Annotated in this window: 13 protein-coding genes; 9 read left to right on the top strand and 4 right to left on the bottom strand. The window is 70.0% G+C overall.

Features of this window, described 5'->3' with window-relative positions; translation table 11 throughout:
• Positions 1–16 precede the first annotated feature (16 nt).
• Entirely contained in the window at positions 17–331 is a 315-nt protein-coding gene (locus AB0J69_RS43930) for a hypothetical protein (protein ID WP_364131027.1), read from the bottom strand.
• On the opposite strand from AB0J69_RS43930, the gene AB0J69_RS43925 reads away from it, so the two are divergent.
• From AB0J69_RS43925 to AB0J69_RS43905, 5 genes are all read left to right on the top strand, one after another.
• Complete coding sequence (locus AB0J69_RS43925; RefSeq protein ID WP_364131025.1) at positions 283–903, top strand: GDSL-type esterase/lipase family protein; 621 nt, start codon at positions 283–285, stop codon at positions 901–903. The genes AB0J69_RS43930 and AB0J69_RS43925 overlap by 49 nt on opposite strands.
• A 31-nt stretch (positions 904–934) precedes the next feature.
• Positions 935–3172, top strand: coding sequence for a carbohydrate-binding protein (locus AB0J69_RS43920; protein WP_364130900.1), 2238 nt, complete (start codon positions 935–937; stop codon positions 3170–3172).
• 321 nt (positions 3173–3493) lie between these two features.
• Positions 3494–5824 carry a CBM35 domain-containing protein gene (locus tag AB0J69_RS43915; protein WP_364130897.1) on the top strand — a complete coding sequence of 777 codons (2331 nt, stop codon included), beginning with the start codon at positions 3494–3496 and terminating at the stop codon, positions 5822–5824.
• Between the two features lie 487 nt (positions 5825–6311).
• Positions 6312–7712, top strand: coding sequence for a family 43 glycosylhydrolase (locus AB0J69_RS43910; protein ID WP_364130894.1), 1401 nt, complete (start codon positions 6312–6314; stop codon positions 7710–7712).
• Between the two features lie 268 nt (positions 7713–7980).
• Positions 7981–9486 carry an RICIN domain-containing protein gene (locus tag AB0J69_RS43905; protein ID WP_364130891.1) on the top strand — a complete coding sequence of 502 codons (1506 nt, stop codon included), beginning with the start codon at positions 7981–7983 and terminating at the stop codon, positions 9484–9486.
• Positions 9487–9742: 256 nt separating this feature from the next.
• Here the strand turns inward: AB0J69_RS43905 and AB0J69_RS43900 are convergent, their stop codons facing one another.
• Together AB0J69_RS43900 and AB0J69_RS43895 are read right to left on the bottom strand one after the other, a co-directional pair.
• Complete coding sequence (locus AB0J69_RS43900) at positions 9743–11461, bottom strand: potassium/proton antiporter (protein WP_364130888.1); 1719 nt, start codon at positions 11459–11461, stop codon at positions 9743–9745.
• A 104-nt stretch (positions 11462–11565) separates the two neighbouring features.
• Complete coding sequence (locus tag AB0J69_RS43895; protein ID WP_364130885.1) at positions 11566–12600, bottom strand: tyrosine-type recombinase/integrase; 1035 nt, start codon at positions 12598–12600, stop codon at positions 11566–11568.
• A 182-nt stretch (positions 12601–12782) separates the two neighbouring features.
• Between AB0J69_RS43895 and AB0J69_RS43890 the strand changes: the two genes are divergently transcribed.
• The 4 genes from AB0J69_RS43890 (at position 12783) to AB0J69_RS43875 (ending at position 15974) form a co-directional block, all read left to right on the top strand.
• Complete coding sequence (locus tag AB0J69_RS43890) at positions 12783–13265, top strand: cation:proton antiporter regulatory subunit (RefSeq protein ID WP_364131023.1); 483 nt, start codon at positions 12783–12785, stop codon at positions 13263–13265.
• 8 nt (positions 13266–13273) lie between these two features.
• Positions 13274–14434: a cation:proton antiporter gene (locus AB0J69_RS43885; RefSeq protein ID WP_364130882.1), complete on the top strand. Its 1161-nt coding sequence runs from the start codon at positions 13274–13276 to the stop codon at positions 14432–14434.
• 242 nt (positions 14435–14676) lie between these two features.
• A complete protein-coding gene (locus tag AB0J69_RS43880; protein WP_364130879.1) occupies positions 14677–15495 on the top strand; it encodes an alpha/beta hydrolase in 819 nt (272 codons plus the stop codon).
• Positions 15492–15974 (top strand): MarR family transcriptional regulator, encoded by a 483-nt coding sequence (locus tag AB0J69_RS43875; RefSeq protein ID WP_364130876.1) that lies wholly within the window; start codon positions 15492–15494, stop codon positions 15972–15974. The genes AB0J69_RS43880 and AB0J69_RS43875 overlap by 4 nt, the downstream gene beginning before the upstream one ends.
• Before the next feature lie 426 nt (positions 15975–16400).
• Here the strand turns inward: AB0J69_RS43875 and AB0J69_RS43870 are convergent, their stop codons facing one another.
• Positions 16401–17588 (bottom strand): MFS transporter, encoded by a 1188-nt coding sequence (locus tag AB0J69_RS43870; RefSeq protein WP_364131020.1) that lies wholly within the window; start codon positions 17586–17588, stop codon positions 16401–16403.
• Positions 17589–17634 lie beyond the last annotated feature (46 nt).

Here is a 17634-nt window from a genome sequence, read left to right as displayed (position 1 = left end):
ACGTCCAGCCGGGCAACTACGACGTGACCGTGATCCTGGGCGACCCAGCCAGCGCGGGCGTGACCAGCGTGCAGGCGGAGGTCCGCCGTACGGTGTTGCCTGCCGTATCGACGGCGGTGGGCTCGTATGCGCGGTATTCGTTCACGGTGAACGTGCGCCAGCCCGAAGGGCAGCCCACCGGGCCGGGCGGCACCGGGAAGTCTGGGCTTGACCTGGTCTTCTCCGGGACGGCCCCGGAGTTGGACGGGATCGGGCCGGCCCGGGCGAGCGGGCCGGTGCTGCATCTGGCGGGCGACTCGACCGTCTGCGACCAACCGGTCGCGCCGTGCACCGGGTGGGCAGCAGCTCCCGCAGTACTTCAAGCTGGGCCTGTCGGTGGCCGACTACGGCGACTCGGGCGAGAGCTCGGGCAGCTTCCTGTCCAACGCGGCGCTGTTCCCCGCGATGAAGCCACTGATCCGCAGCGGCGACATGGTGTTGATCCAGTTCGGGCCCAACGACAAGTCGACGACGGGCTCGGCGTTCGCCCCGAACCTGACCAGCCTGGTCACCCAGGTCCGGTCACAGGGCGCGACGCCGGTGCTGGTCACGCCTCCGGTGCGTCGGCTGTTCGCCGCCGACGGCACGCTGACTTCGACGGCGCTGCACGTCAACGGTGTGGGCGCCGATCTTCCGGCGACGATGCGGCAGGTGGCGGCCGCGCAGAACACGTCGCTCATCGACCTGACCGCTGCGAGCGCGGCGCTGGTGGAGGGGCTCGGCCCGAACGCCTCGGCCGCGCTCTACCTGACCGAGCTCAATGACACCACGCACTTCTCCTCCTACGGAGCGAACGAGATGGCCAGGCTCGCCCTGCAGCGCATGCGCGAGCTGAACCTGTCGCCGGTGCCGTACCTGCGATAACCACCCCCGACCCACCTGTTGGAGTTCCCTCATGTCCTTACGTAGACCACGCACCGCGCTGCTGTCCGCCGGCGTCGCCCTGACGATGGCCGCCGCAGGCCTCGTCATGGCCACGGAGGCCTCCGCGGCGACCCGCTACGAGGCGGAGAACGCGCCGGCCACGTGCGACGGCTTCGTCGAGTCCAACCACGCCGGCTTCTCCGGCAGCGGATTCTGCAACGGCAACAACGCGGCCGGCGCGGCGGCGCAGTTCGCCGTGACCGCGGCCGCGGCCGGCGATGCCACCATCGCGATCCGGTACGCCAACGGCGGGACCACGGGCCGTCCCGCGGACCTGCTGGTCAACGGCGCGGTCGCACATGCCGCCAGCGCGTTCGACCCCACCGGCGCCTGGACGACGTGGGTGACCAAGACGCTGACCGTGTCGCTGAACGCGGGCGACAACATCATCCGGTTGAGCCCGACCACCGCCGACGGCCTGGCCAACATCGACTACGTGGAGACGGACCAGGGCGGCGGCCCGACCCCGACCGGCCGCCAGATGGAGGATCTCAACCGCGGCCTGGTCAGCGTGCGCTCGGGCAGCGGCAACCTGGTGTCCTGGCGGCTGCTGGGCACCGAGAGCGCCGGCACCGGGTTCAACCTCTACCGAGGCTCGACCAAGCTGAACCCCTCGCCACTCACCGGCGCCACCAACTACCTGGACAACGGCGCGCCGGGGGACGCCTCCTACACCGTTCGAGCGGTCGTGAACGGGGCCGAACAGGCCGCGTCCGAGCCGTCGCTGCGCTTCACCGGCGGCAACTACCTGGACGTGCCGATCTCCCGGCCGGGAAGCAACTACACCGCCGGAGACGCCAGCGTCGGCGACGCGGACGGCGACGGGCAGTACGAGATCTTCCTCAAGTGGGACCCCAGCGACCAGAAGGACAACTCCCAGTCCGGGGTCACCAGCAACGTCTACATCGACGCCTACCGGCTCAACGGTCAGCGGCTGTGGCGCGTCGACCTGGGCCGCAACATCCGGGCCGGCGCGCACTACACGCAGTTCCAGGTCTACGACTACGACGGCGACGGCCGGGCCGAGCTGGCGGTCAAGACCGGTGACGGCACCGTCTCCGGCACCGGGCAGGTGATCGGCAACGCCGGCGCGAACCACCGCAACGCCGACGGCTACATCATCACCGGGCCCGAGTACCTGACCATGTTCAACGGGCTCACCGGTGCCGCCATGTCCACGGTGAACTTCGACCCGGCCCGCGGCAACATCAACGACTGGGGCGACAACTACGGCAACCGCGGTGACCGGTTCCTGGCCGGCACCGCCTACCTGGACGGCCAGCGGCCCAGCCTCATCATGGGCCGCGGCTACTACGCCAAGAGCGCGATCGCCGCCTGGGACTTCCGCGACGGCCAGCTCACCCGGCGCTGGAAGTTCGACTCCAGCAGCGCCGGCAGCCAGTGGACCGGCCGCGGCGCGCACTCGCTGTCCATCGCCGACGTCGACGGCAACGGCACCGACGAGACCATCTACGGCGGCATGACCGTCAACGCCAACGGCACCGGCCGCTACACCACCGGCTTCTACGCCCACGGCGACGCCCTGCACGTCGGAGACTTCGTGCCCGGCCGTGCCGGCAAGGAGATCTGGATGATCCACGAGCAGAGCTCCGGCGCCTCCGCCACGCTGCGCGATGCCAACACCGGCTCGACCATCATGCAGAAGAACAACACCTGTAACTGCGAGGGCCCGGCCCGCGGCGTGGCCGCGGACATCCACGCCGGCAACGCCGGCGGCGAGTTCTGGGGCACCGGCACCGGCCTGGGCAGCCTCTTCAACGCCTCCGGCGGCAGCATCGGGCGCAACCCCAGCAGCTACAACTTCCTGGCCTGGTGGGACGCCGACCCGGTGCGGGAACTGCTGGACGGCAACCACGTCGACAAGTACGGCACCAGCAGCGACACGCGCCTGCTCACCGCCTCCGGAGCGCACTCCATCAACGGCACCAAATCCACGCCGTCCCTGTCCGGCGACCTGTTCGGCGACTGGCGTGAAGAGATCATCCTGCCCCGGGACGACAACGCCGCACTGCGCGTCTACGCCACCACGGCCCAGACCGACCGGCGGATCTACACGCTGATGCACGACGCCCAGTACCGCGTCGCCATCGCCTGGCAGAACACCGCCTACAACCAGCCGCCCCACCCGAGCTTCTTCCTCGGCAACGACATGAGCACCCCGCCGCAGCCTGACATCTACGTCCGCTGAACACGTAGCCGACCGGCTCCCCGGCGCCCTCCGGCGCCGGGGACCGATACGACCGCCTTCGGTTCGTGGCCGTGCAGTCCCAGTAGCCGGCCGGGACTGCACGGAGACGGCCGATCGCGGATTCCTGACCGAGACCTTCGACGTCGGCAGGGCCACCGACGCCTCGCCGACGACCACACCCACTGCGAGGCGGCCGATACCTCGGCTACTTCTCTTGGCCATTCGATTGGATCCGACCACTGCGACCGGACCGCCCCACGTCGACCACCTCGACGTCAGCGGGTGAGAGCGCCGGCGCCACGATGAACGAAGGGCAGCACCATGATCGGTACCTTACGCACAACGCTGGAGCGGGGAGGGCTCGTCGCCGCGGCATGGCTGGTCATGTCAATGGCGGCATCCGGTGCCCCCGCCGCGGCGGCTGAACCCCTGGAGGCTCGCGACAGCCACGTCTCCCACCACTCTGCCGCGGACTACACCGCCGGCTCGTGGGCGGCCTTCTCCTCAGCCAGGGACTCGCTCACTCAACGAGGAGGCGACGACGCCACCGCCCACGAGAAACTCCGGACGGCCGCTGATGGTCTGGTCATGGTTCGTGGCCTGAAGAGTCTGGTCGCGGACTACAAAACCCGCCCCGCCGGCAAGTACACGAGCGACTCCTGGGTTCCCTTCACCAAGGCGTTGGCCAACGCGGACGGCGTCGCCGCCGACGCCTCGGCGACCGCGTCGGAAGTCGCCGCCGCGAAGACGGCGCTGACGACCGCCGCCGGCAACCTCGTGGCTGCCGACGAGGGGACGTTCCAGACCATCACGAACGATGTCTTCTGGAACGACACGAGCGGCAACCCCATCTATTCGCAAGGCGGCGGTGTCTTCAAGTTCGGCGACACCTACTACTGGTACGGCGTGCACTACACGGGCGCCGAGCTCTACCGGGCCGATCCGACGAGAAAGTACGACGGCGACGTCACGTTCGTCTCGATCCCCGTGTACTCGTCGAAGGATCTGGTGAACTGGAAGTTCGAGAACCGCGTCGCCACGCGCTCCACGAGCCTCGCCAGCGGGGCCACCCTCGGCCAGGCGGGCTGGGTAGGCCGGCTGGGCGTCTCCTACAACGAGAACACCGGCAAGTACGTGCTTGTCGTGCAGGCGTATCTCCCGGCGATGGGCGGTGACGGCGTCCTGTTCCTCCAGGGCGACTCGCCCACCGACACCTTCGACTATGCCTACTTCCAGACCCAGGTCGTCAACTCTCCGACGACGGGCACCGGAGATCAGACCGTCTTCACCGACGATGACGGGAAGGACTACCTGATCTTCTCCAATCGGGAAGGGCGCTCCCGTGCCTTTGTCTCCAAGCTGAGAGAGTCCGACTCGTTGCGGGTGGAGCCGGCGGTGCAGATCGGCTACAACTCCGCCGGGCGCGAGGGCAACGCCATGTTCAAGCTCGACGGCAAGTACTACCACGCAGCCTCGGACCTGCACGGCTGGAACACCTCGGTCACCCATGTCCTCGAGTCGACCAGCGGCAACATTCAAGGCTCCTACACCGGCGAGTACACCCTCGCCGGCACCGAGATGGACTACAGCCACGTGACCCAGACCGGGTTCTTCGTGACCGTCAAGGGAACCAGGCAGAACACGGTCATCTACGCCGGCGACCGCTGGGCCGACTTCGCCTGGAACGGCATCGGCTACAACCAGTGGATGCCGGTGACCAGGACCGGCGCCCGGCCCCAGTTCCACTCCGTGAGCCAGTGGCAGTTCAACGCCACGACCGGAGAGTGGCGTGTCGGCCCGGGCAACAACTACGCTCTCAACCCCAATTTCCAGGCCGACCGCGTCATCGTCTCCCAGGTGCAGGGATGGACCAACTTCCGCGAGGCGGGGCCGACCTCCCTGGTGACCAACGTCGACGGCGCCGCGAACGGGTCGCGCTTCGCACTGCGGATCGGCGCCACGCAGTCCTATGCGGGTGGCGTGCGGCAACAGATCACTGTGCCGGCCGGCGTCTACAGGCTGTCCGCCTTCGCCAGGACCACCGGTTCGCTCAGCGCCGCGCAGGTGACGATCGCGGACGCCGGCGGTGCCTCGCGCACGCTCGACATTCCGGCATCCAGTGGCTGGACCCGGCGCGAGCTCGCGGAGATCCCGGTGTCCGCCGGCACGGCCACCATCACGATCCGGGCGGCTTCCGGCAACGGATACCTGTTCGTCGACGACCTCGGACTCGTCAGGACGTCCGGGGACACGCCGGCGGGGCAGCGGTATGAGGCGGAGACCGCGCCGGCGGTGTGTCAGGGCACGATCGACGCGAATTGGGCCGGCTTCTCCGGCAGCGGTTTCTGTAACGGCGACAATGCCGCCGGCGCCTATGCCCAGTTCACGGCGAACGCTTCGGCGGCCGGTACGGCGACGCTCGGGATCCGGTTCGCCAACGGCGCCGGCGGCGCCAGGGCTGCCACCCTGGTCGTCAACGGGTCCACGGCGGCGACGGTGACGTTCGAATCCACCGGCGCCTGGACGACATGGGCCACCCAGCCCGTGACGGTCCCGCTGAACGCCGGCGGCAACACCATCCGGTTGGATCCCACCACCACAGCCGGACTGCCCAACATCGACTACCTCGACCTCGGCACCACGGCCGGCTGACCACTCACTCCGTGCGGCCAGGAGGATGTCCGCGGCGCCGCAGTGTGCGGGCTCACAACGTGGGAGCCATCGAGGGCCCCTACTGCGGGCCCGCCTAGCACGCCGTACTGGGCCACGGCTGGAGCCCTCTCCTGACAACGCGCACGACACTCCTGCCGCCCCTCGCGATCAAGCACAACGGGACCGACCACCGACCTGAACACCCGGCAATGGTCACCCGTCGCCGCACCACGCCCGGCCGGCCGCGCCACGGCACCGTCCTGCCGAGCACCCAGGCCCAGTACGACCGGCTCCTGCAACACTGGGGCTGAGCCGCCAGCCGCTCGACACGCCGCGCCCCACCCGTGTGATCACCCGTCAACGGCTCGACCCGCGCGGCGGCGCGGTCGCCGATCCCTATGACGGCGCCTGACCTGGCCGGATGATTCATCGACTGTCCACCCAAGACTGATAGCGCTAACATCGATGTGCTCGGAAAGAGGCACGCATGACGGTGAGCAGATGGGCGGCCGCCACGGCCGCGCTCGTTCTGGCCTGCTTCGACCTGGTGACCACGGCCGCTCCGGCGCTCGCCGCGACGCTGCCGACCGGCGCCCGTTCCTTGGAGTCGGTCAACTACTCCGGCCGGTACGTCCGGCACGCCGACGCGCTCGGCCGCGTCGACCCGGTCACCTCGGCCGCCGCGACCCAAACCAAGCTCGACGCGACCTTCACCATCGTCAACGGCCTGGCCATGCCCTCCTGCTACTCATTCCAGACCAAGGACGGCCGATTCCTGCGGCACCGAGACTGGCGGCTGCGTGTGGACGCCAACACCGGCGACGCGACGTTCCGGGCTGACGCCACGTTCTGCGCCGCCGACGGTTCCGTCGCCGGATCGACGTCGCTGACCTCCTACAACTATCCGAACCGGCGGATCAGGCATCGCGACTTCGAGCTCTGGCTGGACCCCTACCAGGACACCGCGGCCTTCCTCGCGGACAGCTCGTTCCGGATCGCCGCGCCCTGGGCGCCCAAGACCAACCGGAACCCGGTGATCCCCGGCCTGTTCGCCGACCCGCATGTCACCGCGATCAACGGCCGCTACTACCTGTACGCCACGACCGACGGCTACGCGAGCTGGCGCGGGACGTACTACAAGGCATTCTCCTCCGCCGACCTGGTGACCTGGACCGACCACGGCGTTGTCCTGGATCACGGCCCCGACGTGTCCTGGGCAGACGACTCGGCCTGGGCCCCGGCGGTCGCGGCGGCCAATGGCCGCTACTACCTGTACTTCAGCGGCGGCGCCGCCACCGGAAACACCGCCAAGCAGCTGGGCGTCGCGGTCTCCGACTCGCCGACGGGGCCGTTCCGGGACGCGCTCGGACGGCCGCTCATCGCCGCCGGCCAGTACTCCGGCCAGGCGATCGATCCGATGGTCTTCACCGACGACGACGGCCGCTCATACCTCTACTGGGGCCAGGGCGTCGCCCGCGTCGTGCCGCTGAACGGCGACATGACCTCCTTCGACCCAGCGCAAGTAAGGACGATCACCCCATCGGGCTACAACGAAGCGCCGTTCGTGTTCAAACGCGGCGGGATCTACTACCTCATGTGGTCGGAGAACGACACCCGCAGCGAGGACTATCGAGTGGCGTATGCGACCGGGTCGAGCCCGCTGGGACCGTGGACCACGCGCGGCGTGGTGCTGCAGAAGCGGCTGGAGGCCGGAATCAAGGGCACCGGGCACCATTCGGTCGTCCGCCTACCCGGCACCGACACGTGGTACATCGCCTACCACCGGTTCGCCGTGCCGGCGGGGAACGGGACCAACAGGGAGGTGGCCGTCGACCGGATGGAGTTCGCCGCAGACGGAACGATCCGTCCGATCGTGCCGACCCTCTGAACCCGTGAATGGCGATTCATCATCCGGCCAGGTCGAGCCGCATGCCGATACTCCCTCAGGATGCCCCCAAGTCGATCACGTCGAAGGCTTCGGCGAACACGGCCGACCTAGGTCACCGCCGCCGTCCCCTACGTACGTAGGAATGTCCGACAGCCGCCGGTCCTGCTGTTGGAGCAGCACGATGCGCGCGGCCCGGACGTGCGTCAGCAACATGATGTCTGCAAGTGAGGTTGGACCCAGGAATTTCGATCTAGTGATTGGAGATTTCATGACACTGATCACGGCGTCTGATGGTCACTCCTCAGGACCGTCGCGGAGCACCCGGTCGTCGCGCCGGTTACTGATCGCCCTTGTGGTAACCGCGCTCACCGCAGTGGCAAGCCTCGTCGTCTCCGCGCCGCCGGCCGATGCCGCCACCAGCCAATTCCGAGGCATGAACTGGGCCGTGCTGGGTGACAACTTCAGCACCGGCACGCTCGTCGTGCAGGGCCTGAGCCAGTCCGACAGCAACGCGACAGTACGGGCGAAGGCCAACGCGCTCTACGACGACATGGCCTCCACCATGGGGATCAACACCGTCCGGCTGCCCATCAACACTCACACCGTGGCCAACACGACCTGGTGGAACGCCTACCGCGGCGCCATCGACGCCGCCACCGCCCGTGGATTCAAGGTCATCCTCGCCTATTGGGAGGACGGCGCCGCCTCCGGCGGCAAGATCACGAACCTCGCCGCATGGAACACGATGTGGTCCAGCGTGACCAGCACGTACGGCTCGGACAGCAACGTCTACTTCGAACCGATGAACGAGCCGCACGGCTACACATCGGCGGAATGGCGCAACGTCGCAGCGAACTGGCTCAGCTATCACACCTCGGCAGTGCCCGGCCGGGTGCTCATCGGCGGCACCGGCTACAGCCAGGACCTGCGCGACATCTGCAACGACAGCCGCTTCAACTCGACACTGCTGTCCTTCCACCACTACGCCTTCTTCTACAGCGCGATGACCTACGACGCCTTCCGAAGCCACATTCAGACGCGTCTGGGCAACTGCGCCTCCCGCGCGGTCGCGACCGAGTTCGGCGCGCCGATGTCCACCGGCCTCAACTACGGCGACGCGAACAGCACCGACAACTTCGTGCGCCACATCCGCGCCATGGCCCAGGTCATGCGTGACAACCAAATGGGCGGCACCTACTGGCCCGCCCTCGGCGGCAAGCCGGGCGACATCGGCTACGACTGGTACTCGATGTACGCCCTGAGCGGCAGCGGCACCAATCTCAACTTGACCGTCCGCAACCCCTCCGGCGCTGACCGGATCCGTTATGCCTGGGGCGACACGATCGGCGGCGGCGACTCCACCTACAGGATCAACGTGCGCCACAGCGGCAAGGCCATGGACGTCCAACAACCGAACACCGACAACGGTGCGCGCGTCGGCCAGTACACGTACGGCGGCAACGCGTGGCAGCAGTGGCAGTTCCAGGACGCCGGCAGCGGCTACTGGCGCATCATCAGCCGCCACAGCGGAAAGTGCCTCGATGTGGTGAGCGCTTCAACCGCCGACGGTGCCGAGCTCATCCAGTACACCTGCGGCACCGGCACCAACCAGCAGTTCCAGATGGTCGCCAACGGCGGCTACTTCCAGCTCCGGGCACGACACAGCAGCAAATGCGTGGACGTACCGTCCGCATCGACCGCGGACGGCGTGATCCTCAAGCAGTATCCGTGCAACACCGGCACCAACCAGCAGTGGTCGCGCACGGCCGTCTAACGGTCGTCTCGACGTGACCGCCGATCCGCGGTACGGCCCTCACGCCCCCGGTGCCGAGCTCGTGCTGTGTGCTCGGCACCGGGGAGCCGGACGGATCGGGAACGAGCAAGCGGTCGACGATACCAGCGGCGCCTGGCCAATCTGCCGGCGCGGCGCCGTGACGTGATCGTCGAGCTGTCCGCGGCGGGCCCTATCGCGAATTCACTCATTTCCGGGCGCCGCCTCAGCCGGGCCGGTCGCCGCGGCGCGGGGTGGATCAGGTGACGGCATGGTCAGACTCCGCCCCGTGCACAGCCTGGTCCTTGGGTGGGGGCGGCGTGGCCGGGCGCGAGTGGTGGGCCCGCCCGCTGAGGAGCCCGGCGCGCCAGTGCGGGCTGATCCGGCCCGCTCCGCCGGCGGAGGTGGGCGGGCCGGCCTGTGCCGGTGACGATAACGCCGGCGTGTTCGTCGTGCCGGGCGTGGCCGGGGTACGGCCGGGGTCTGACTCGCCGTGCTCGCCGTACCAGTGGGCCAGGCGGCCGCCTCGGCCGACGGCACGCAGGCGGCGTTCAACCTGGGCGCGGGTGGCGGGGGTGGTGACGATGAGGACTTCGTCGCGTTCGCGCAGGAGGGTGTCGGGTTCGGGGACGATGGTGTCACCGGCGCGGATGATCAGGGTGACGATCGACGGCTTGGGCAGGCGCAGCTCGAAGATCTTCACGCCGTGCAGGCGGGACCCGAGCGGGACGGACAGGGTGAGCAGGTCGGCGTTCAGGACGTCGAGGGGGGCGGCTTCGATGTCCACGTCCCTGGCCTGGTGCGGCTGGGTGACACGGAGCAGCCGGGCGAGCAGCGGCAGGGTCGGTCCTTGGATGAGGGTGAAGACGACGACCAGGACGAAGACGATGTTCAGCAGCTGCCGGCTGCCGGGCACGGCGGCCACGATGGGGAAGGTGGCCAAGACGATCGGCACCGCGCCGCGCAGTCCGGCCCAGGAGATGAACGCCTGCTGCCGCCAGGGGACGCGAAAGGCGGTCAGGCAGGCGATCACGGAGGCGGGCCGGGCCAGCAGCAGCAGGACCAGTCCGACAATGGTGGCCGGCAGCAGCGCCGCGGGCAGCTCGCGGGGGGTGACCAGCAGGCCGAGCATGACGAACAGCCCGATCTGGGCCAGCCAGCCGATGCCTTCGGCAAACGAGCGGGTGGCCGCGCGGTGCGACAGCACGGCATTGCCCAGCACGAGCCCGGCCAGATAGGCGGCCAGGAAGCCGGAGGCGTGCGCGGCACCGGCGGCGGCGAAGGCGATGACGCCCAGACCGACGGTGGCCAGCGGGTACAGGCCGGTGGCGGGCAGCGCGACATACCGCAATGCGAGCACCCCCGCCCAGCCGACCGCCAGCCCGATCGCGGCCCCAGCCGCCAGCTCGAAGCCGATGCGCGCCGCGATGGCGGCGACATCGGGCGGGCCGGTGCCGACCGTGCTGAAGACCAGCACCAAGATGACGGCGGGGGCGTCGTTGAAGCCGGACTCGGCCTCTACCAGAGCGGCGACGCGGCGCGGCAGCGGCAACGCCCGTAGGACGGAGAAGACGGCGGCGGCGTCGGTGGAGGAGACGATCGCGCCCAGCAGCAGGGCCAGCTGCCAGTTCATGCCCAGCAGTAGGTGCGCTCCGGCCGCGGTGATCAGCACGCTGACCGCGACCCCGGCGGTGGCCAGCAGCGCCGACGGCGCCAGCAGCCGCCGGATGTCAGCCCACTTGCCGCTCAGGCCGCCCTCGATGAGGATGATGGCCAGCGCCGAGGTGCCCAGCGTCTGCGCCAGCTGGGCGTCGTCGAAGTCGATGCCCAGGACGTCTTCGCCGAGCAGCACGCCGAGGGCGAGGAAGAGCAGCAGGCTGGGCAGGCCGAGCCGGCTGGCGGTGCGCGCCGCGGCGATACCGGCCAGCAGGACGATGCCGCCGGCCAGCAGCACCGCGTACAGCTGGGGCAGACTCATCGCCAGCCCCTACGCGGGCTGGGTGACAATCCACGGCTCATCGTGCTCCCCCTGGTGAGACGGGCTGGTGAGGCGGCGTACGGGGTGGGGGTGGGCTGCAGCGGTCAGCGGTCGACGGTGAGGTGGCGCAGTGCGCGGTGTTTGTCCTCCTCGGTGGGCCGGCTGTAGACGCGTAGCGTGTCGAGGCGGGCGTGGCCGGCCATCTCGGCGATGGTGACGAGGTCCTCGCCGCCGCGGATGAGCTGAGTGACGAAGGTGTGCCGGCCGATGTGGGCGGTGATGGGATCCTCCAGCCCGGCGGCCTCGGCAATGGAGGTGAAGACGGCCGAGGCACCGCGCACCGACAGCCGGTCGCCGCGGCGGTTGAGGAACAGCGCCCGCTGGGCGGCGGCGCCGGTCCAGGCACGGCGTTCGTCCAGCCAGTCGATCAGCGGCCGGCGCAGCGCCGGATGAATCGGCACCTCGCGGATCTTGCTGCCCTTGCCATAGACGACCAGCACGCCCTTGCGGGCCGAGAGGCGTACATCGGCCGCGTCCAGGGCGACGGCGTCGCCGATGCGCAGCCCGGCGTAGAACGGCAGCAACGCCAGGGCGCGGTCGCGGGCGTGCGGCCAGTTCTCGATGGCGCGCAGCCAGCGGACCTGCGCGTTCGCATCCATGGCGCGCGGCGCGGTCTGGGGGATGTCCTCGCGGCCGATGTCGGCCTTGCCCAGCCCGCGGCGGAGGTAGAAGTCGTCCAGGGCGGCCAGGGCGTTGTTCACGTACCGCACCGAGCGCGGGGGGTCGGCCTCACGCAGCAGCCAGCGCCGGTAGTCCCGCACCGCCCGGTCGCGGGCCCGCGCATCGGCCAGCGGGTCGCCACGCACGGCCGCGCCATCGCCGGCGCGGGAGCGCCGGCCGGCCAGCCAGGCCAGATACGTCCGCACCCGGGAGGTGTAGGTGCGGCGAGATTCGGCGGCCAGCGGCATCCCCTCCAGGGCCGCGGCATAGTCGGCCAGCACCGCGGCCAGATCGGCCGGCAGCGGTGTGGGACGGGCACCACGCCGTCGCGACGGCGCCCCGCCCGGCCCGGTCTGCGTGTTCTCGGAAGTGCTCCCGGGCGGTTGTGACCAGCCGGGAGCCGGATTCTCGGAAGTCACACCGCGAGTGTACTTCCGAGAAGACTTCATTCTCGGAAATGATCGATGGTGCGGCCCCGGCGAGCCGGACCGGACGCCCGAGGACGTCGCTGCCCGAGGGTGATCCACCCGTTGTCGCAGTAGGTGGCCGCATTGGTACGGTACAGGCGGCCATGCCTGGTTGGGAGTAGATGGGGCTGATGGTGGAGATCGAACAGACGGCGTTGCCCGGCATCGGGTTGCGGCATGAGTTCACCACGCGATCCGGGCGGCGCGTCGGGATCGTCTCACACCGCACCGGCCGTCGCGATCTGGTGATCTACGATCGAGACGATCCCGATGGCGTGTGTGAGACCGTCAAGCTCAACGATGAGGAAGCCGACGCGCTGGCCGAACTGCTCGGCGCGCCGCGGGTCGTCCAGCGCCTCAACGACCTGCACCGCGAGGTCGCGGGCCTGGTCAGCGAGAAGCTGCCGATCAGCGACGACTCGCCGTACGCGGGCCGGCCGATGGGAGATGCGCGGGTACGGAGCCGAACCGGTGCGTCCATCGTGGCCATCGTCCGCGCAGGGCAGGTGGTTACCAGTCCAGGCCCCGACTTCGCGCTGGCGGCCGGCGATCTGGTGGTCGTGGTGGGCAGTACGGAGAGTGTCAACGCCGTCGCCGACATCCTGGGCCGCGGGTAGGGGCACGGGTGCACCACACGGCTCTTCTGTTCCTGGAATTCGGCGCGATCATCCTGGGTCTGGGCCTGCTCGGCGCTTTAGCGCTGCGGGTGGGCATCTCGCCGATTCCGCTGTATCTGATCGCCGGGCTGGCGTTCGGCACCGGCGGCATCCTGCCGCTGGCCACGAGCGAGGAGTTCGTCGCGGTCGGCGCCGAGATCGGCGTCGTCTTATTGCTGCTCACGCTCGGGCTGGAATACAACGCCGATGAGCTGGCGGCCAGCCTGAGGGGCAACGCCCGGGCCGGGATCGTCGACCTGGTCCTGAACGCGGCGCCCGGCGCCATCTTGGCGCTGTTGTTGGGCTGGGGGCCGGTGGCGGCGGTGGCGATGGCCGGGGTCACCTACGCCACCTCCTCCGGCATCACCGCCAAGGTACTGTCCGATCTGGGGTGGATCGGTAACCGCGAGACGCCGGTGGTGCTTTCGCTGCTGGTGTTCGAGGATCTGACGATGGCGATCTACCTGCCGCTGCTCACCGCGCTGCTGGCCGGATTGAGCTTCGTCGGTGGCGCGATCACGGTGGGCATCGCGCTGGCCACGGTGAGCGTGGTGCTGCTGGTGGCGCTGCGCTACGGCCGCGTCATCGAGGCGTTCGTGCGCAGCCCCAACAATGAAGTGCTGTTGCTCAAGGTGGTCGGGCTGGCCTTGGTGGTGGCCGGGGTGGCCCAGCAGTTACAGGTGTCGGCGGCAGTGGGCGCGTTCCTGGTCGGCATCGCGCTGTCGGGCGAGCTCGCCCACGATGCGCAGGCGTTGCTGGCTCCGCTGCGGGACCTGTTCGCGGCGGTGTTCTTCGTCTTCTTCGGCCTGCAGACCGACCCCACCAAGATCGGCCCGGTGGCGGGGCTGGCCGCGCTGCTGGCGCTGGTCAGCATGGTGACCAAGCTGCTGACCGGGTTCTACGCCGCACGCCGGGCCGGGATCGCGCAAGCGGGCCGGGCGCGGGCGGGCATCGCGCTGATCCCGCGCGGCGAGTTCAACATCGTCATCGCCGGGCTGGCGGTGGCCGCCGGCGCCCACCCCGACCTCGGCCCGCTGGCCGCTGCCTACGTGCTGATCCTGGCCGCGTTCGGGCCGCTGGCCGCCCGCCTGGTCCAACCGTTGATCACCGCGATCGCCAAACGCGCCTGAACCAGCGCGGGGTGCCGTACCACGACCTACCCGCGAGCTACCCCCGCCAGCAGCCCGGCCCTGCCCAGGTCAACAGCGTCGCGACGACCGCGCGTTCTGGCTCCGATATGCCTGCCTGGCCGAAGGTGTGCTGGTCGATCCGGATCCCGGGCAAGGCCAGCTGGGGCGGCTGGTCTCGGCGACGGGCTTCGTGGCGAACCATCTCATGTGGTGGGGCCCGCTTTGTTCGCTATGTTTAGTAGATGGTGAATCTGCCGTCAGCGCTGTCGCTGCAGGGTTGCGCCCTCCGCTACGCCGACAGCGGCGGCGACGGCGTGCCGCTGGTGTTCTCGCACGGCGCCGGGGCCGACCACGTGATGTTCGACGCCCAGCGCGAGCACTTCCAGGCCCGCGGGTATCGGGTCGTCACCTGGGACCTGCGCGGCCACGGCCTGTCCCGCCCGGCCGGTGCCCGGCTCAGTGCCGAGCGGGCGATCGCGGACCTGCGCACGCTGATCGACCACCTGGGGCTGGATCGGCCGGTGCTCGTGGGACAGTCGCTCGGCGGCAACCTCGGCCAGGCGATCGTTCGGCGGCACCCGGACCTGGCCCGAGCGCTGATCGTCATCGGTGCGACGTGGAACACCGCGCCGTTGTCATGGAAGGAGCGTCTGCTGCTGAAGGCGGCCGCGCCGAGCCTGTCGATGATGCCGGCCAAAGACCTTCCGCGCCTGCTGGCCGAGGTCTCCGCGGTGAGCGAGGCCGCGCGGGCCGACGCCCGGCGGGCCTTCGCCCAGCTGTCGAAGAAGGAGTTCGTCCAGGTGTGGCGGGTCGCCACGGAGTTCCTCACCCCACATCCCGGCTATCGCACGCCGGTGCCGCTGTGTCTGATCCGCGGCGAGCAAGACCGGACCGGCAACATCGCCACCGCCATGCCCGCGTGGGCCCATGCCGAAGGCGTCGAGGAAATCGTCATCCCCGCCGCGGGACATATCGCCAACCAGGACGACCCCCAGGCGGTGAATGAGGCGATCGAGGCGTTCCTGCGCACGGTCCCGGTCTCAAAGGCGGCACAGCGATGAGCACGACCAGGCGGCGCGCGTTCATCACGTCGGTGGGTGACCTGCTCGCGTCGTGGAACCTGCCACACGCCACCGGCCGCGTCTACGGACTGCTCCTGATCACCGAGGAGCCTGTCTCGCTCGACACGATCGCGGCCGAGCTCGAGCTGAGCAAGGGAGCGGTGAGCACCGCCGTGCGGCAGCTGGACTCCTGGGGACTGGTCCGGGTGATCCCGCAACCCGGCAGTCGCAGGCTCCTCATCGAAGCCACCGGGGGGATCGAGTCACTGCTCGAGGCCAGCCGCGCGCGGGCCAGAACCCTGATCGCCGCCCTACGGGACGGCGAAGACCTGGTGCCCCCCGGCCCTGCCCAGGACCGGCTCCACGACGTGATCGCGCTGTTCACCAGCTATGTCGACGTCGGTAGCCAGATGCTCAGCACATGCCGCCGGCAGCAGCTTGGGCCCGACCCGCGCGACGCCCCACCCCAAGGAACGTAGGTGAGCAGTCGTCGCAGCCATGAGTCTTCCCACTCGGGGCCCTCCGACCAGCCGCCGTTTCCCGCTACAGCAGCCCGTTCCGGCGCCCGCTCGGCCCGCATCGCGTGATCCACGGCATGCCGGGCCCGGACAGCTCGCCGACGCCGTTGTCCGGGTTCGCGCCCGCCACCGACCACCCCACCGGATCCCAGGCGCTGCGCGAGCAAGCCCCTTGACCAGCTGGTCGGGCTCTTCGGCCCCGCCGCAGCTGAACCGCTCGAATACTCGTCCAGGACCGGAAAGCCGAACCGTTGACCTGCCGCCCGGCCAGAACCTCGGCACGGACCACACCCGGTTCGGCCATCGCCTCTACCGGCGGTCAGCGCTGGACGGAATTGTCGTGGACGTGATGGAGCGGATGGTGAACGTGGGCAGGCTCGCACCTTGTCAGGTTCCCTCTTGCCGGGAGAGGCCGCGACTGCTGGGAACCAGGGCCGCCGCGGCGGGGGCGAGGAAGCACACCAGCGCGCAGAGGGCCAGAACCGGCTGCCAGCCGAAGGCGTCGATGGCAGGTGCGAGGAAGGCCAGGCCGACGGGGGCCAGGCCGTAGGAGACGAGGAAGTCGAGCGAGGACACCCGGGCGAGCAGGCGCGGCTCCACCTCGCGCTGGGTGGCGGTGAACCAGGGCACGTTGAACAGCTCGATCCCCAGCCCGGCCACCGCATAGGCGGCGAACACCACCACCGGGTGCACCGGCAGCAGCAGGCTCAGCGGTGCGAAGCCGTACAGGGCCAGGCCCGCCAGCGCGACCCAGCCCTGGGCGCGCGGCTTCCAGCGGGCCACGAGCAGCGCTCCGGCGAGCGCGCCGAGGGTGTAGGCGGTGAGCGCCGCCGCGAGGACCGCCTCGGTGCCGTAGCGGTCGCGGCTGACCAGCGGGAGCGCAACGCCGGTGGCGGAGTAGCCGGTGAAGATGACGGCGGCCAGCGCGCCCAGGCCGGCGAGGAACCAGGGGTGCCGCCGCGCCTCGCGTACGCCCTCGCCGAACTCCTTGAACAACCGCGTACGTTCCGCTGCGCGTGCCGGGGCACGCAGTCCCCGAGGCGGCAGCAGCGCCGCGACCAGCCACAGCAACCCGGTGCCGACCAGCAACCACCAGGTGCCCAGGACGACCGCCAGCAGCGCGGTGCCCGCCGGTGCGACCAGGGTCGTGACGCGCACGGCCAGCGTCATGGCCGCGTTGGCCTGCTGGCGTCGTCCGGTGTCGACCACTTCGGCGGTGAGCGCCTGGAACGCGGGCCGGCACGCCCCCTGGCCGGCGCCGACAACCGCCGCCGCCACGGCCATGAGCAGGACCGACCGGCCGAGCCCGAGCGCGACGAACGGGGTCGCGAGCGCGGCGCCCAGCCCGGCCCACAGCACGACGGCCCGGCGCGAGTACCGGTCGGCCAGGACCCCGCTGATCGGCACCGCGAGAAGGAAGCCCACCGTGCGGGTGGCCAGCACGACCCCGAGGCCGGCGGCCGTGAGCGTGCGGTCCAGTACCGCGAGCCCCAGCACAAAGGGCAGCGCCCACGTCGCCAGGCCCGAGGCGGTGGTGCCGCACCACAGCTGGATGAACCGCCTCTCGCGCAGGATGGACCGCGTAGGAAGCGGGAACCTGCCCGAGTCGGTGGAAGTGGTC

The organism is Nonomuraea sp. NPDC049709, assembly GCF_040674815.1.
Taxonomy (GTDB): Bacteria; Actinomycetota; Actinomycetes; order Streptosporangiales; family Streptosporangiaceae; genus Nonomuraea.
This window is presented reverse-complemented; position numbering and strand designations above follow the sequence as displayed.

What these genes read in the sequence shown, in the direction of transcription:
- AB0J69_RS43910 (WP_364130894.1), top strand. Translation starts at nt 6,312, where the DNA reads ATGACGGTGAGCAGATGGGCGGCCGCCACGGCCGCGCTCGTTCTGGCC.
- AB0J69_RS43875 (WP_364130876.1), top strand. Translation starts at nt 15,492, where the DNA reads ATGAGCACGACCAGGCGGCGCGCGTTCATCACGTCGGTGGGTGACCTG.
- AB0J69_RS43905 (WP_364130891.1), top strand. Translation starts at nt 7,981, where the DNA reads ATGACACTGATCACGGCGTCTGATGGTCACTCCTCAGGACCGTCGCGG.
- AB0J69_RS43880 (WP_364130879.1), top strand. Translation starts at nt 14,677, where the DNA reads ATGGTGAATCTGCCGTCAGCGCTGTCGCTGCAGGGTTGCGCCCTCCGC.
- AB0J69_RS43915 (WP_364130897.1), top strand. Translation starts at nt 3,494, where the DNA reads ATGATCGGTACCTTACGCACAACGCTGGAGCGGGGAGGGCTCGTCGCC.
- AB0J69_RS43900 (WP_364130888.1), bottom strand. Translation starts at nt 11,461, where the DNA reads ATGAGTCTGCCCCAGCTGTACGCGGTGCTGCTGGCCGGCGGCATCGTC.
- AB0J69_RS43920 (WP_364130900.1), top strand. Translation starts at nt 935, where the DNA reads ATGTCCTTACGTAGACCACGCACCGCGCTGCTGTCCGCCGGCGTCGCC.